Annotated in this window: 14 protein-coding genes; 6 read left to right on the top strand and 8 right to left on the bottom strand. The window is 63.3% G+C overall.

Annotated elements, in window-relative coordinates; all coding sequences use genetic code 11:
* On the top strand, nt 1–1,275 hold the full coding sequence (locus ACFY9W_RS00190; protein WP_391124159.1) for a solute carrier family 23 protein: 1,275 nt from the start codon (nt 1–3) through the stop codon (nt 1,273–1,275).
* Nucleotides 1,276–1,407: 132 nt separating this feature from the next.
* On the opposite strand, the gene hemH is transcribed toward ACFY9W_RS00190, so the two are convergent.
* A complete protein-coding gene (gene hemH / locus ACFY9W_RS00185; protein ID WP_391124156.1) occupies nt 1,408–2,421 on the bottom strand; it encodes a ferrochelatase in 1,014 nt (337 codons plus the stop codon).
* Between the two features lie 13 nt (nt 2,422–2,434).
* On the bottom strand, nt 2,435–3,340 hold the full coding sequence (locus tag ACFY9W_RS00180; RefSeq protein ID WP_391124153.1) for a TIGR01777 family oxidoreductase: 906 nt from the start codon (nt 3,338–3,340) through the stop codon (nt 2,435–2,437).
* 187 nt (nt 3,341–3,527) lie between these two features.
* Here ACFY9W_RS00180 and ACFY9W_RS00175 point away from each other — a divergent pair, with 187 nt between their 5' ends.
* The 5 genes from ACFY9W_RS00175 (at nt 3,528) to ACFY9W_RS00155 (ending at nt 8,604) form a co-directional block, all read left to right on the top strand.
* The gene (locus tag ACFY9W_RS00175) at nt 3,528–4,514 is read left to right on the top strand and encodes an FAD-dependent oxidoreductase (RefSeq protein WP_391124150.1); all 987 of its coding nucleotides are present in this window, start codon (nt 3,528–3,530) and stop codon (nt 4,512–4,514) included.
* Between the two features lie 100 nt (nt 4,515–4,614).
* Complete coding sequence (locus tag ACFY9W_RS00170; protein WP_391124147.1) at nt 4,615–5,583, top strand: DUF1722 domain-containing protein; 969 nt, start codon at nt 4,615–4,617, stop codon at nt 5,581–5,583.
* Nucleotides 5,573–6,475, top strand: coding sequence for a MerR family transcriptional regulator (locus tag ACFY9W_RS00165; protein WP_391124144.1), 903 nt, complete (start codon nt 5,573–5,575; stop codon nt 6,473–6,475). Before ACFY9W_RS00170 ends, ACFY9W_RS00165 begins: the two co-directional genes overlap by 11 nt.
* Entirely contained in the window at nt 6,466–7,893 is a 1,428-nt protein-coding gene (phrB, locus tag ACFY9W_RS00160) for a deoxyribodipyrimidine photo-lyase (protein ID WP_391124141.1), read from the top strand. The genes ACFY9W_RS00165 and phrB overlap by 10 nt, the downstream gene beginning before the upstream one ends.
* 12 nt (nt 7,894–7,905) lie before the next feature.
* Nucleotides 7,906–8,604 carry an SDR family NAD(P)-dependent oxidoreductase gene (locus ACFY9W_RS00155; RefSeq protein ID WP_391124138.1) on the top strand — a complete coding sequence of 233 codons (699 nt, stop codon included), beginning with the start codon at nt 7,906–7,908 and terminating at the stop codon, nt 8,602–8,604.
* 124 nt (nt 8,605–8,728) lie between these two features.
* On the opposite strand, the gene ACFY9W_RS00150 is transcribed toward ACFY9W_RS00155, so the two are convergent.
* The 6 genes from ACFY9W_RS00150 to hemA all read right to left on the bottom strand — a co-directional run bounded on the left by ACFY9W_RS00150 (nt 8,729) and on the right by hemA (nt 14,078).
* The gene (locus ACFY9W_RS00150) at nt 8,729–9,247 is read right to left on the bottom strand and encodes an acyloxyacyl hydrolase (protein ID WP_391124134.1); all 519 of its coding nucleotides are present in this window, start codon (nt 9,245–9,247) and stop codon (nt 8,729–8,731) included.
* Between the two features lie 105 nt (nt 9,248–9,352).
* On the bottom strand, nt 9,353–10,150 hold the full coding sequence (murI, locus tag ACFY9W_RS00145; RefSeq protein ID WP_391124131.1) for a glutamate racemase: 798 nt from the start codon (nt 10,148–10,150) through the stop codon (nt 9,353–9,355).
* Nucleotides 10,143–10,898, bottom strand: a complete 756-nt coding sequence (locus ACFY9W_RS00140) for a molybdopterin-synthase adenylyltransferase MoeB (RefSeq protein ID WP_391124128.1) — start codon at nt 10,896–10,898, stop codon at nt 10,143–10,145. Before ACFY9W_RS00140 ends, murI begins: the two co-directional genes overlap by 8 nt.
* Nucleotides 10,892–11,722, bottom strand: a complete 831-nt coding sequence (gene prmC, locus ACFY9W_RS00135) for a peptide chain release factor N(5)-glutamine methyltransferase (protein ID WP_391124125.1) — start codon at nt 11,720–11,722, stop codon at nt 10,892–10,894. Before prmC ends, ACFY9W_RS00140 begins: the two co-directional genes overlap by 7 nt.
* Complete coding sequence (prfA, locus tag ACFY9W_RS00130; RefSeq protein WP_391124122.1) at nt 11,722–12,804, bottom strand: peptide chain release factor 1; 1,083 nt, start codon at nt 12,802–12,804, stop codon at nt 11,722–11,724. The genes prmC and prfA overlap by 1 nt, the downstream gene beginning before the upstream one ends.
* A complete protein-coding gene (gene hemA / locus ACFY9W_RS00125) occupies nt 12,801–14,078 on the bottom strand; it encodes a glutamyl-tRNA reductase (protein ID WP_391124120.1) in 1,278 nt (425 codons plus the stop codon). The genes prfA and hemA overlap by 4 nt, the downstream gene beginning before the upstream one ends.
* Between the last annotated feature and the right edge of the window lie 41 nt (nt 14,079–14,119).

The following is a 14,119-nucleotide window of genomic DNA, read 5'->3' as shown; positions in this document are numbered from 1 at the left end:
ATGCAGGACGGCTTCAACGACCCGCTCTGGCGCCAGGTCGTTTCGGGCGCGCAGATGCTCTTCGTGGCATTCGGCGCGCTGGTGCTGATGCCATTGATCACCGGCCTCGACCCGAACGTCGCGCTGTTCACTGCCGGCATCGGCACGTTGCTGTTCCAGCTGGTTACCGGCCGCCAGGTACCGGTGTTCCTGGCCTCCAGCTTTGCCTTCATCACCCCGATCATCCTCGCCAAGGGCCAGTTCGGCCTGGCCGAGACCATGGGCGGCGTGATGGCCGCAGGCTTCGTGTATACGTTCATGGGCCTGATGGTGAAGATCAAGGGCACCGGCTTCATCGACCGCATGCTGCCGCCGGTGGTGATCGGCCCGGTGATCATCTCCATCGGCCTGGCCATGGCACCAATCGCTGCCAACATGGCGATGGGCAAAGGTGGGGACGGCGCGGCGCTGATGCCCTACAAGACCGCCATGCTGATCTCCATGCCGGCCTTGCTGACCACATTGATCGTTGCTGTGTTCGGCAAAGGCATTTTCCGCCTGGTACCGATCATCTCCGGTGTGCTGGTGGGCTTTGCGCTGTCGTTTGCTTTTGGCGTCGTGGATACTGCCAGGATCGCCGCTGCGCCGTGGCTGGAAATCCCCAACTTCACCGCGCCGGCGTTCAACTGGCAGGCCATCCTGTTCATCGTCCCCGTCGCCCTGGCGCCGGCGATCGAGCACATCGGCGGGGTGATCGCGGTCGGTAGCGTGACCGGCCGTGACTACCTGAAAAAGCCTGGCCTGCACCGCACCTTGCTGGGTGACGGCCTTGCAACCACGGCAGCCGGCCTGTTCGGCGGCCCGCCCAACACCACCTACGCCGAAGTGACCGGTGCGGTGATGCTGACCAAGAACTACAACCCGAAGATCATGACCTGGGCGGCGGTGTTTGCCATTACCCTGGCATTCATCGGCAAGTTCGGCGCGTTGCTGCAAAGTATCCCGGTGCCGGTGATGGGCGGCATCCTGTGCCTGCTGTTCGGCTCGATCGCGGCGGTGGGCATGAACACCATGATCCGCCACAAGATCGATCTGGCCGAAGCGCGCAACCTGGTGATCGTGTCGGTAACCCTGGTGTTTGGTATCGGCGGTGTGCTGATTGGCAGCGGTGACGGCCCGGATGACTGGGGCCTGAAGGGCATTGCCCTGTGCGCGATCGTAGCGATTGCCCTGAACCTGATTCTGCCGGGCAATGATGGCTGGAAGCACAAGAAGCTGGATGACCAGTTGCCTTGATCCAGCTTTAGCCTGATCTGGCCCTATCGCCGGCAAGCCAGCTCCCACAGGTAGACCACAGATTTCAGATACTGTGATTCTCCTGTGGGAGCTGGCTTGCCGGCGATAGGGCCGGTACAGCAGACCGGAAAATCAGGCCTTTTCACACATCCCGGCCAACACCCTCACCCACTCAGGGTGATCATTCAGGCACGGCACCAGTACCAGTTCCTTGCCGCCAGCCTCGATAAACTGCTCGCTGCCACGCATGCCGATTTCCTCCAGCGTCTCGATGCAATCGGCCACAAACGCCGGGCACATCACCAGCAGCTTCTTCACCCCTGCCTTGGCCAGCTCGTCCAGCCGTGCCTCGGTATAAGGCTCAATCCACTTGGCCCGCCCCAGCCGCGACTGGAACGACACCGACCACTTGCCATCCGGGATGCCCATGTTCTGCGCAAAAGCCTTGGCCGTGGCCAGGCACTGCCCGCGGTAGCACACCGCACGCATCTCTGCGCTGGCATCCTTGCAGCAGTCAGTTGCCTGGAAGTCGTGCTTGCCGGTCGGGTCCAGCTTCTTCAGGTGCCGCTCCGGCAAACCGTGGAAGCTCAGCAGCAGGTGGTCGTAATCCTGCTCCAGGTACGGCCGGGCGCTGGCGGCCAGCGCCTCGATGTAGGCCGGGTGATCGTAGAACGGCTGCAGCACGCGCATCTGCAACGGCAACTGGCGCTCGCTGACCGTCTGCCTGGCCAGCTCGATCACGGTGGTCACCGTGCTGTCGGCGAACTGTGGATAAAGCGGCGCCAAGGTCACCTTGCGCACGCCTTGGCTCGCCAGGCGTTCCAGCACGTCGGGCAAGGCTGGCTGGCCATAACGCATGGCAATCTCTACCGGGCCATGGGGCCAGTGCTCGACCATTGCTGCCTGCAGCCGACGGGTCAGCACCACCAGCGGCGAGCCCTCCTCCCACCAGATCGAGCCATAGGCATGTGCCGACTGCTCCGGGCGCTTGATCAGGATCAACGACACCAGCAGGCGCCGCACCGGCCAAGGCAGGTCGATCACGTACGGGTCCATGAGGAACTGGTTGAGGTAGCGGCGCACATCGGCCACCGAGGTGGAGGCCGGGGAACCCAGGTTGACCAGCAGCAGAGCGTGATCGGTCATGCAGCGTCCTATGTCAGAGGCGGCTGGACAGATTGTCCAGGGCCGATTGCAGATCGTTGAAGCGGAAGGTGAAGCCAGCTGCCAGCAACCGTACCGGGCGTGCCCGCTGGCCGCCCAGCAGCAAGGTCGACATCTCACCCAGGCCGGCCTTGAGCAGCAATGCCGGCAACGGCAGCAGCGCCGGCCGATGCAGGGCACGCCCCAGCCGCCTGGCAAACTCGCGGTTACGCACAGGCTCCGGGGCGCAGGCATTATAAGGACCGCTGGCATCCTTGTGCTGCAAGAGAAAATCAATCAGGGCGACCTGGTCGTCTATATGGACCCACGGCATCCACTGCCGACCATCGCCCAAAGGCCCGCCCAGCCCCAGCTTGAAGGGTACGCGCAGGCGCGACAAAAAGCCGCCATCGCTGGCCAGTACCAACCCGGTGCGCACCAGCACCACGCGCAAGCCCTGTGCCTGGGAGCGCAGGGCGGTTTCCTCCCAGGCGATGCACAACTGGCTGGCGAAGTCTTCGCGCACCGGCGGTGACGCCTCGGTCAGCTCGCGCTCGCCACCATCACCGTACCAGCCCACCGCCGAGCCGGAAATCAGCACTTCAGGGCGTTGCTCCCGGGTGCCCAGCCAGCTCAACAACTGCTCGGTCAGGGTAACGCGGCTGGCCCAGAGCAGGTTGCGCCGGGCCGCCGTCCAGGGCCGGTCGGCAATCGGCGCACCGGCCAGGTTGACCACCGCATCCAGGTGATCGTCCGCCTCCAGCTGTTCCAGACGGGCGATCCCACGCACGCCGCTGCCACAGATTCTGGGCACTTGCTCAGGTCGTCGGCTCCACACCGTCAGGCGATGGCCCTGGCCAAGCCAGTACTGGCAGAGGTGTTTGCCAATCAATCCGGTGCCGCCGGTCAGCAATATATGCATGGCTGTGTCCTCGCAGAATGCTGAGGTGGTCTATTTTTAACATCAAGGCACTTTTTTGACCCGACGCTCTCGGATAAACATAGGCCAACCTGCCCGCCAAAGCGGAATAACCTTATACAGATTTTCTTGATTGTACAGGTTTGCCTGACAGCGTAGTCTGCTTACAGCAAGGTTTGAAGAGGCCATCATGACAGTACCTATCGCCATCATCGGGGCCGGTATCGCCGGCTTGTCAGCTGCCCAAGCCTTGCAGAAGGCCGGGCAATCCGTGCATTTGTTCGATAAAGGCCACGGCAGTGGCGGGCGCATGGCCAGCAAGCGCAGCGAGGCCGGTGCACTCGACCTTGGCGCGCAGTACTTCACCGCCCGTGACCGGCGCTTCGTCGAGCAGGTTCAACAATGGGTTGCTGCTGGCTGGGCCGAGCAGTGGAAACCGCAGCTGTACAACTACCGTGATGGCGAGCTCACTCCCTCCCCCGACGAGCAGACGCGTTGGGTAGGCGTGCCCCGCATGAGCGCCATCACCCGCGGCCTGCTCAAGGATGTAACGGTGAACTTCGGCTGCCGCATCGCCGAAGTATTTCGCGGCAAGCAGTTCTGGCACCTGCAGGACACCGAAGGCTGCAGCCATGGGCCCTACAGCCGCGTGGTGATCGCCGTGCCGGCACCACAGGCCACGCCACTGCTGGCCTCTACCCCAAAACTGGCCGCCGTGGCTGCGGGCGTGCAAATGGAACCTGTCTGGGCTGTCGCCCTGGCCTTCCAGGCACCTTTGGACACCCCGATGCAAGGCTGCTTCGTGCAGGACAACCCGCTCGACTGGCTGGCGCGCAACCGCAGCAAACCCGGCCGTGACGAGCATCTCGATACCTGGGTACTGCACGCCACGTCTGACTGGAGCCGGCAGCACATAGACCTGTCCAAGGAAGAAGTGATCGAACATCTGCGGGGCGAATTTGCCGAACTGGTCGGCTGCGTAGTACCCGCCCCCTCCTTCGCCCTGGCCCACCGCTGGCTCTACGCACGCCCCAGCAGCAATCACGAATGGGGCGCGCTGGCCGATGCCGACCAAGGCTTGTACGCCTGCGGCGACTGGTGCCTGTCGGGGCGCGTCGAGGGTGCCTGGCTTAGCGGCCAGGAAGCAGCGCGACGGCTGCTCGAACACTTGGAGTGATGTAGCGCTATACACAAATTCTAGTTTGCATAACTTCTGGGCTGTGCTGGAATAAACTTGTACAAGATTTGAGTAGCGTACAGGTTTACCGGAGGCAGCCATGCACGACCCCTCAATCCACAGCAAGCCGCGTATCGCTATCAGCGCCTGCCTGACCGGGCACAGCGTGCGTTACAACGGCGGCCACAAGGCCTCGGACCTGTGCCGTACGCAACTGGATGCTCATTTCGACTGGCTGCCCGTCTGCCCGGAGGTGGCCATCGGCCTGGGCGTACCGCGCGACCCGATCCGCCTGGTCGGTAACCCCGAACGGCCGGAAGTGGTTGGCACTCGCAACCCTGGCATGGACCTTACCGGCCCTTTGCACAGCTATGGCGAGCAGATGGCCCGCGAACTCGACGACATCTGCGGCTACATCTTCATGCAGAAGTCACCGTCTTGCGGCCTTGAGCGGGTGAAGGTGTACCAGGACAACGGCCACCCGGCTTTCCAGGGTGGGCGCGGCGTATACGCTCAGGCCTTCTGCGCACAACGCCCGGACCTGCCAGTGGAAGAGGAAGGCCGCCTGCATGACCCGGTATTGCGGGAAAACTTCATCAGCCGTGTGTACGCCTACGCCGACTGGCAGCGCCTGCTGGCCGAAGGCCTTAGCCGTGGCGCCCTGGTGCGCTTCCATTCGCGTTACAAATACCTGGTGATGGCCAACAACCCTCAGGCCTATCGCACCCTGGGCCGACTGCTGGGCAGCATGAGCCGGGATGACGACCCGCAGAGTGTCGGACCGCGCTACTTCAGCGAGCTGATGCAGGCCCTGCGCCGGTGCGCCAGCCGCGGCACCCATTGCAATGTGCTGCAGCACCTGAGCGGCTATTTCAAGGACAGCCTGACGCAACAGGACAAGGCCGAGTTGCAGACAGTCATCAGCCAGTACCAGCAAGGCGTGGTGCCGCTGGTCGTTCCGCTGACCCTGATCAAGCACCATTTGCGCAAACACCCTGACCCCTACCTGCAGCAGCAAGCCTACCTGCAGCCGCACCCCGAAAGCCTGGGCCTGCGCAATGCGGTCTGAGAGCTTGCTGCCCATCGGCGAACTGGCCCGCCGCACTGGCGTCAACCCGGTCACCTTGCGCGCCTGGGAGCGCCGATATGGCTTGCTCAAGCCGCAGCGCACTGAAAAAGGGCATCGCCTGTACCCCTTGGAACAGGTCGAGCGGGTCGAGACCATCCTTGGCTGGCTGCAACGGGGGGCATCGGTCGGCCAAGTACGCGAGCTGATCGATCAACCCACCAGCACAACGCCTCCAAGTGGCGACTGGCAGGCCAGGCAGTCATTGTTGACAGAAGCCATCGCCAACCTGTCGCAACGTGCACTCGACCAACAGCTCAACCAGGCCATGGCCCTGTACCCGGCCGTCACGCTGTGCGAGCAATTGCTCATGCCACTGCTCGACCTGCTCGACCTGCGCTGGCGCAACTACTTCAATGCGCAGCTGGAGCAGGTGTTTTTCCACAGTTGGCTGCGCAGCAAGCTTGGCGCACGGGTCTACCACGATAACCAGCTGCTGCAGGGCCCCGCTGTGCTACTGGTGGTAGACAGCGAGCGTGCCTTCAGCCCGGGCCTATGGCTATGCGCCTGGCTGTTGACCAGCAATGGCTTCCCGGTCGAGGTGCTGGAACACCCGGTCACCGGCCAGCACCTGCAACGCGCTGTAACCACGCTCAACCCCCGCGCCGTGCTGCTGCACCTGGGTCCACGCATTGATGGCAAGGCACTGCAGCGCACCCTGCTCAACCTGCCCGTGAAAACCCTGGCCGGTGGCCCGACGCTGGCGCTGCATGAAGCCCAGTTGCGTGCCCTGGAACTGCCCAACCTCGCCCTGTTCGACACCCCTCAGGCGGCATTGCGTTTGCTTCAAGCCCATGACCGCCAGCCTGTAGAGACCACTGCACCATGCACCTGACCTGGCTGCGCAGCGACCTGCGCATCAATGACAACACTGCACTGAGCGCCGCCAGCGAGCGCGGCCCGACCATCGCTCTGTGGCTACTCAGCCCCGGCCAATGGCAGGCCCACGACGACGCAGCCTGCAAAGTCGACTTCTGGCTGCGCAACCTGCGTGATTTGCGAAAGTCGCTGCAAGACCTGAACATTCCCCTGCTGATCCGCACCATCGATACCTGGGACCAGGCCCCACAGGCCGTGCTTGAGGTATGCCGCCAGCACCAGGTGGCAAGCGCTCACTGGAACGAAGAGTACGGCGTCAACGAACAACGCCGCGACGATGCCACCCGCGCCCTGTTGGAGAAATCGGGCATCCAGGCACACAGCCATCTCGACCAGCTGTTCTTCCGCCCCGGCACCATCCTCACGCGCAGTGGCGACTACTTCCAGGTCTTCAGCCAGTTCAAGAAAACCTGCCTGGAGCACCTGCACCGCAGCCTGCCAGCCATGGCCCACCGAGTGAAACCCCAGGCACCGCTGCCAATCAGCAGCGACCCCATCCCCCAGCATGTGGACGGGTTCGAAAAGCCTGAGCGTGCCCTGAGCGACCACTGGCCGGCCGGTGAGGCTGAGGCGCAAGCACGGTTATCGCGCTTTCTAGACGAAACCATCGATGACTACCAGCAACTGCGCGACCTGCCGGCCAAGCCGGGTACCAGCCAGCTCTCCACCTACCTGGCTGCGGGCGTGATCTCGCCGCGTCAGTGCCTGCACGGCGCATTGGCCAGCAACCGGGGCGAGTTCGACAGTGGCAGCGTCGGCGTGCAGACCTGGGTCAACGAGTTGCTCTGGCGCGAATTCTACAAACACATCCTGACCGGCTACCCGCAGGTTTCACGCCACCGAGCCTTCCGCGCCCAGACTGAAGCGTTGCCCTGGCGTGATGCGCCGGCAGACCTGCAAGCCTGGGAACAGGGCCGCACCGGGTTCCCGATCATTGACGCTGCCATGCGCCAGTTGCTGCACACCGGGTGGATGCATAACCGCCTGCGCATGGTGGTGGCCATGTTCCTCAGCAAGAACCTGCTGATCGATTGGCGCAAGGGTGAGCGGCATTTCATGCGCCACCTGATAGACGGTGACCTTGCCGCCAACAATGGCGGCTGGCAGTGGAGCGCGTCCACCGGCACCGATGCAGTGCCCTATTTCCGTATCTTCAACCCGATTTCGCAGTCGCAACGCTTCGACCCGCAAGGGCGCTTCATTCGCCAATGGTTACCTGAACTGGAGGGGCTCGATGAAAAAACCATCCATCAACCGATGAAGTCGACGGACCTTTTTGCTAATAATTTGTATCACAGTCCAATAGTAGAACTTAGTAGTAGTCGCTTGCGTGCATTGGAGGCTTTCAAGGGCCTGCCACGCCAGCAGCATTAGGGGAAAAACGTCTTGACTAACTCACGCAGGTTTTGGGTTACGGGCGCAAGCAATGGACTTGGCTTGGCTTTGGTGGAGCGGATGCTGGAACAGGGGCATCGCGTGGCGGCAAGTGGCAAGGATGATGAAGTGCTCGATGCCTTGAGCGCGCGCTATGGCAGCCAGCTGTTGCGCTTGCCTTGGCAGCTGCATGACGAACAACAGGCGGTGGCCGCCTGCCAGCAGATATGCCATGCATGGTGCTCGCTGAATGGCCTGGTCATCAATGCGGGCACCAGTGACTACCTGGCCGATGATGTACCCGACAGCGAGCTGATCGAGGCCATCGTCACCAGCAACCAAGTGGCCGCAGAGCATTGCGTGAGCCATGCATTGCCGTTGCTGGCGAAGGGCGATTCGCCACAGGTGATGGCGGTTTTCAACCGCTACTCAGCGTTGCAGCTGTACGCGCCGACGCAGGTGACGGCAGGCTGGAACAACACGCCACAATGGATGCGCGAGCAGCGCAAGGCGCTGGCTGCTCATGGGGTTCAGCTTACAGTGGTGGGGCCACAATCCTTGAAGACACCCGTTACGCCTGCCCAGGCGATACCGGAGGAGTGGACGCCGCAGAGTGCGGCTGAAGAGCTGCTGCTGCGGTGGCCACAAAGGGAGCCGGAACTGGTACTTGAGACTCTGGACCTCAGCAGCCTGTGGCCTTTGAGGCCCTAGGCACTGAAACCTGCACCGGCCTCTTCGCGGGCAAGCCCGCTCCCACAGGATCACCACAGGACTCAAGACCTGTGCTGTACCTGTGGGAGCGGGCTTGCCCGCGAAGAGGCCGGCACAGGAAGAATCAAAGCGCCATGCGGTAATGCAGGCTATAGCTCTCCACCCCATCGTTGGGCTCTTTGATACCGGCGTTGGAATAGTGAATCGCCCTCACGCCGATCTCATGCCCGCCAGCAAAGCGCAAACCAAAGCCGATGCGGTCTTCGAACTGAAACGCCGAGCCTAGTTCGTTGCTTTCCAGTTCGGTGCTGGAAAACGCCGCAACGCCGATCCCTGCTTCGATGTAGGGCTTCACCGACTGCCCGGCAAATTCATAGACGAATACCGGCGCAAAGGACAGGCTATGGTTGCTGGCCGTCTTGTCGCCATCCCAATAGGTGTAGGCCCCATCCCAGTAGCCGGTCAGCCGGCCGACGCTGGTCTGCCACCAGCTCGCGTCCCAGTTCGATTGCAGCCCCAGCCGATAGACCATGGTCGAGTCACCGGTCTGCCCCACCGAAAACGAAACGTCGGCAGCCTGTGCCGACAGCGCTTGCCCCAAGGTAAAGGCGGCAGCCGCCGCCAAGCCGAGCAGTTTCTTCATGAGAAACATCCTTCTTCCTGATGCTGTTATTAGTGTCCGCCTCATGTCAGGCAAAGCGGTAGAAAGCAGATGTGGAACGATAGTTCAGCTTATTTCACGTTTTTTTCACAACGCAAAGCTTTGCACATCGCCGGACTTATGCCACAGCACAGGTAGGATTTTTCTCAGGGATTCTGGGTCAGCGCTGGTCCAGAAGCGGGCCTCGCCGGCCGGGCCTTCGGCCAGCAGATCATTGGCACCCAGCAGCCGCTGCAGTTGGCGCGCCACGGCCGCGCCCGTGTCGATGATTGCCACATCCGCTGGCACCAGCTCGGCCAGCAACGGGCGCAGGAAGGGGTAATGGGTGCAACCGAGGATCAGTGTGTCGCAGCCGGCGGCCAGTAGCGGCTGCACATAGCCAAGCAGCATCTGGCGCAGCGCCACGCTGGCGACGTCGCCGGTCTCGATCAGTTCGACCAGCCCCGGGCAAGGCTGGGTGATGACCTGCACGTCGTTGGCAAAACGGTCGAGCAAAGCTGCGAACTTGGCGCTCTGCAGGGTACCGGTAGTGGCCAGCACACCGACCACGCCCGAGCGGGTAGCCGCCGCTGCGGGCTTCACGGCGGGCTCCATGCCCACCAGCGGCCAGGTCGGGTACAACTCGCGCAAGTCGGCCACCGCCGCCACCGTGGCAGTGTTGCACGCCAGCACCATGGCCTTGGCGCCTTGCTCCTGGAAGAACGCGGCTATGCGCCGGCAGCGTTCACGGATGTAGTCCGGCGACTTCTCACCGTAGGGCACATGGCCGCAATCGGCCACATACAGCAGCGTCTCGTTGGGCAGCAAACGCTGGATCTCGGCGAGCACCGACAAACCGCCGACCCCCGAGTCCATCACGCCGACCGGCGCCGAGCGCTCAGCCATCGCGCTTGCCGCAGACTGCGCAGGCCGGGTCGCGCTTGACGCGCAGTTCGCGGATGCGGGTACCAAGGGCATCGATCAACAACAGCCGGCCCACCAGCGGCTCGCCAAACCCGGCCAGCAGCTTCATCGCCTCCAGCGCCTGCAAGCTACCCACCAGGCCCACCAGCGGCCCGATAACCCCGGCTTCGCTGCAGGTCAGTTCATCTTCACTGCCATGCCCATACAAACAGTGGTAGCAGGGGCTGTAGTCGCGCCGAGGGTCGAACACTGACAACTGCCCTTCCAGGCGGATCGCCGCGCCACTTACCAGCGGCTTGCCAGCCGCGACGCACGCGGCGTTTACCGCCTCGCGCGTGGAGAAATTGTCAGAGCAATCCAGCACTAGGTCGACCGCGGCCACAGCGGCAGCCAGCGAGTCTTCGTCCAGTGCCCGGCGGTGGGCAACCAGGCTGATTTTCGGGTTGATCGCCTCCAGGCGCTGCAAGGCCGAGTCGACCTTGCTCATGCCAACGCTTGCACTGTCGTGGATTACCTGGCGTTGCAGGTTGGTCAGGTCGACGGTGTCGAAGTCGGCGAGGTGCAGCTCACCTACCCCGGCGGCAGCCAGGTACAGTGCTACCGGGGAGCCCAAGCCGCCGAGGCCGACAATCAGTGCCTTGCTTTGCTTGAGCCGCAGTTGGCCGTCGATGTCGATCTGGGCCAGCAATACCTGCCGGCTGTAACGCAGCAGTTCCTCATCACTCAGCATGGCAGGCGCCCCAGGGTAATACGTTCATGGCCGCCCAGGTCCGTGCGGCTGGCGACCTCGATAAAACCATGCTCAGCCAGCAAGGCACGTACCGCTGCAGCCTGATCGTAGCCATGTTCCAGCAACAACCACCCACCTGGCAACAAGTGCGCTGGGGCCTGGGCCGCGATCACGCGCAGGTCGTCCAGGCCATCGGCGCCGGCCACCAGCGCGCTGCTGGGCTCGAAGCGCACGTCACCCGCTACCAGGTGCGGGTCTGCGGCGGCGATGTAGGGCGGGTTGCTGACGATCAGGTCGAAACGCTCGCCGGCCAGGCTGTCGAACCAGTGGCTTACCCGTACCTGGGCGTTAGTCAGGCCCAGGCGCTGGCGATTGCGCTCGGCCAGGGCTGCGGCTTCTTCCACCCGGTCAACCGCAGTCACCTGCCAGGCCGGGCGATCGCTGGCCAGGGCCAGGGCAATCGCGCCGGTACCGGTACCCAGGTCAAGGACCTTGGCTGGCGAGGCGGCTTGAAGTTCGAGAGCAGTCTCGACCAACAGTTCGGTGTCCGGCCGCGGGATCAGGGTATGCGGCGCCACTTCCAGGTCGATCGTCCAGAACCCCTGCTGCCCCAGGATATAGGCAACCGGCTCTCCGCCACGACGGCGTTGCAGGTACCCGGCGTAGGTCTCGGCATCTTCGCTGCTGACAATACGCTCGGGCCAGGTGTGCAGGTAACTGCGCGACTTGCCAATGGCAGCAGCCAGCAGCAGCTCGGCATCCAGGCGCTCGGTGGGCGATTCGGGCAACTGCGCGTTACGCAGCAAGCTGGCAATGATGGTCATCAGTCCCCCAGGGCGGCCAGTTGATCGGCCTGGTATTCGGCCAGCAGCGGTTCGATCACCGCCTCCACGCCACCGCTGAGGATGTCGTCCAGCGAGTACAGGGTCAGGTTGATACGGTGGTCGGTCACCCGGCCCTGTGGATAATTGTACGTGCGAATGCGCTCGGAGCGGTCACCGGAGCCCACCAGCAGCTTTCGCTCGCTGGCGATGGCATTCTGCGCAGCGCTGGTCTGCATGTCATTGAGCTTGGCCGACAGCCAGGACATGGCACGGGCACGGTTCTTATGCTGCGAACGCTCTTCCTGGCACTCGACCACGATGCCGGTGGGCAAGTGGGTAATGCGGATGGCCGAGTCGGTCTTGTTCACGTGCTGGCCACCGGCACCGGATGCGCGGTAGGTATCCACGCGCAGGTCGGCCGGGTTGATTTCGATGGCTGCCTGCTCGTCCGGCTCGGGCAGCACCGCCACCGTACATGCGGAGGTGTGCACGCGGCCTTGGGACTCAGTCTCGGGCACGCGCTGCACGCGGTGTGCGCCGGACTCGAACTTGAGCTTGCCGTACACGTTCTCACCCTCGACGCGGGCGATGATTTCCTTGTAGCCGCCGTGCTCGCCCTCGTTCTCCGACAGGATTTCCAGGCGCCAGCCGCGTTTTTCGGCGTAGCGCGAGTACATGCGGAACAGGTCGCCAGAGAAGATAGCCGCCTCGTCGCCACCTGTACCGGCGCGGATCTCGAGGAACACGTTGCGACCGTCGTTGGGGTCTTTGGGCAGCAGCATGCGTTGCAGCTGCGCCTCCAGCGTCAGCAGCTGTTCCTTGGCCTCACGCACTTCTTCCACGGCCATTTCGCGCAGGTCCGGGTCACTGTCCTTGAGCAGCGCCTGGGCGCCTTCAAGGTCGTCCTGCACTTTGCACCACTCTTTATAAGCAGCGTAAACGGGCTCGACCTCGGCGTATTCACGGGAGTACGCGCGAAAGCGTGTCTGGTCGGAAATGACCTCGGCATCACCAAGCAGGGCGGTGAGTTCTTCGAAGCGATCCTGGAGGATATCCAGTTTGTTCAGCAGCGACGCTTTCATTGCGGGGATTTGTCCGTCGAGCCCTCGTTGAGGGCAAAGAGTTCCTGGGCCATGGCCAGCGCATCGAGGCGGCCCTCGGCCGAGAGCTTTTTCAGCTGCACGCTAGGCGCATGCAGGAGTTTGTTGGTCAGGCCCCGGGCCAAGGCGGCCAGTACGTCTTCGGGGTTACCGCCGTTGGCTAGCAGGCGCTGGGCCTTTTGCAGTTCTTCGTCGCGCAGGCGTTCGCTTTGCTGGCGATAGGCCTTGAGCACGTCCACCGCCGCCAGCTCGCGCAGGCGCAGCATGAAGTCTTCGGCGCCCACCGACACCAGCTCTTCCGCGGCCTGGGCGGCGCCCTGGCGGCTTTTGAGGTTTTCCGCCACCACGTCGTGCAGATCGTCGACAGTGTACAGGTAGACATCGTCCAGCTCGCCGACTTCCGGTTCGATGTCGCGTGGCACGGCGATATCGACCATGAAGATCGGTTTGTGCCGACGTTGCTTGAGCGCACTCTCGACCGCGCCCTTGCCCAGGATCGGCAACTGGCTGGCGGTAGAGCTGATGACGATGTCGCTGTTGGCCAGTTCCTGGGGAATGTCGGCCAGCAGCACTGCATGCGCGCCAAACTGCTCGGCCAGGATACTGGCCCGCTCCAAGGTACGGTTGGCCACGACGATACGACGCACGCCCTGTTCGTGCAGGTGGCGGGCGACCAGGGTGATGGTTTCGCCGGCACCGATCAGCAGCGCCTGGCTGCGGCCAAGGTCGGCGAAGATCTGCTTGGCCAGGCTGACCGCGGCGAACGCCACCGACACCGGGTTTTCACCAATGGCGGTGTCGGTGCGCACCTGCTTGGCAGCGCTGAAAGTGGCCTGGAACAGGCGCCCGAGCAGCGGCCCGACGGTGCCGGCCTCACGCGCCACGGCGTAGGCGGACTTCATCTGGCCGAGGATCTGCGGCTCGCCGAGCACCAGCGAGTCCAGGCCCGACGCCACGCGCATCATGTGCTTCACGGCATCGTGCTCTTCGTGCACGTAGGCGCTGGCGCGCAATTCGTCCAGGCTAAGGCGGTGATAGTCGGCCAGCCATTGCAGCACGGCGTCGGCGGACAGGTGGTCCTGCTCTATATAGAGCTCGCTACGGTTGCAGGTCGACAGGATCGCCGCTTCGCGGCTGGACGTCAGTCGGCAGAGCTGCTGCAGGGCGTCTACCAGCTGCTCTGGGGTAAACGCCACGCGCTCGCGTACGTCTACCGAGGCAGTCTTATGGTTGATACCAAGTGCAAGAAAGGCCATGCAAGGTCGCTGGTTGTGACGGGAAGCCGATAATTGTCCTC

The sequence above is a fragment of the Pseudomonas sp. NPDC008258 genome (genome assembly GCF_042956345.1).
In the GTDB taxonomy this organism is placed as follows: Bacteria; Pseudomonadota; Gammaproteobacteria; order Pseudomonadales; family Pseudomonadaceae; genus Aquipseudomonas.
This window is presented reverse-complemented; position numbering and strand designations above follow the sequence as displayed.

Coding starts and splice junctions, on each gene's coding strand:
- ACFY9W_RS00190 (WP_391124159.1), top strand. CDS start 1: ATGCAGGACGGCTTCAACGACCCGCTCTGGCGCCAGGTCGTTTCGGGC.
- hemH (WP_391124156.1), bottom strand. CDS start 2,421: ATGACCGATCACGCTCTGCTGCTGGTCAACCTGGGTTCCCCGGCCTCC.
- ACFY9W_RS00180 (WP_391124153.1), bottom strand. CDS start 3,340: ATGCATATATTGCTGACCGGCGGCACCGGATTGATTGGCAAACACCTC.
- ACFY9W_RS00175 (WP_391124150.1), top strand. CDS start 3,528: ATGACAGTACCTATCGCCATCATCGGGGCCGGTATCGCCGGCTTGTCA.
- ACFY9W_RS00170 (WP_391124147.1), top strand. CDS start 4,615: ATGCACGACCCCTCAATCCACAGCAAGCCGCGTATCGCTATCAGCGCC.
- ACFY9W_RS00165 (WP_391124144.1), top strand. CDS start 5,573: ATGCGGTCTGAGAGCTTGCTGCCCATCGGCGAACTGGCCCGCCGCACT.
- phrB (WP_391124141.1), top strand. CDS start 6,466: ATGCACCTGACCTGGCTGCGCAGCGACCTGCGCATCAATGACAACACT.
- ACFY9W_RS00150 (WP_391124134.1), bottom strand. CDS start 9,247: ATGAAGAAACTGCTCGGCTTGGCGGCGGCTGCCGCCTTTACCTTGGGG.
- murI (WP_391124131.1), bottom strand. CDS start 10,150: ATGGCTGAGCGCTCGGCGCCGGTCGGCGTGATGGACTCGGGGGTCGGC.
- ACFY9W_RS00140 (WP_391124128.1), bottom strand. CDS start 10,898: ATGCTGAGTGATGAGGAACTGCTGCGTTACAGCCGGCAGGTATTGCTG.
- prmC (WP_391124125.1), bottom strand. CDS start 11,722: ATGACCATCATTGCCAGCTTGCTGCGTAACGCGCAGTTGCCCGAATCG.
- prfA (WP_391124122.1), bottom strand. CDS start 12,804: ATGAAAGCGTCGCTGCTGAACAAACTGGATATCCTCCAGGATCGCTTC.
- hemA (WP_391124120.1), bottom strand. CDS start 14,078: ATGGCCTTTCTTGCACTTGGTATCAACCATAAGACTGCCTCGGTAGAC.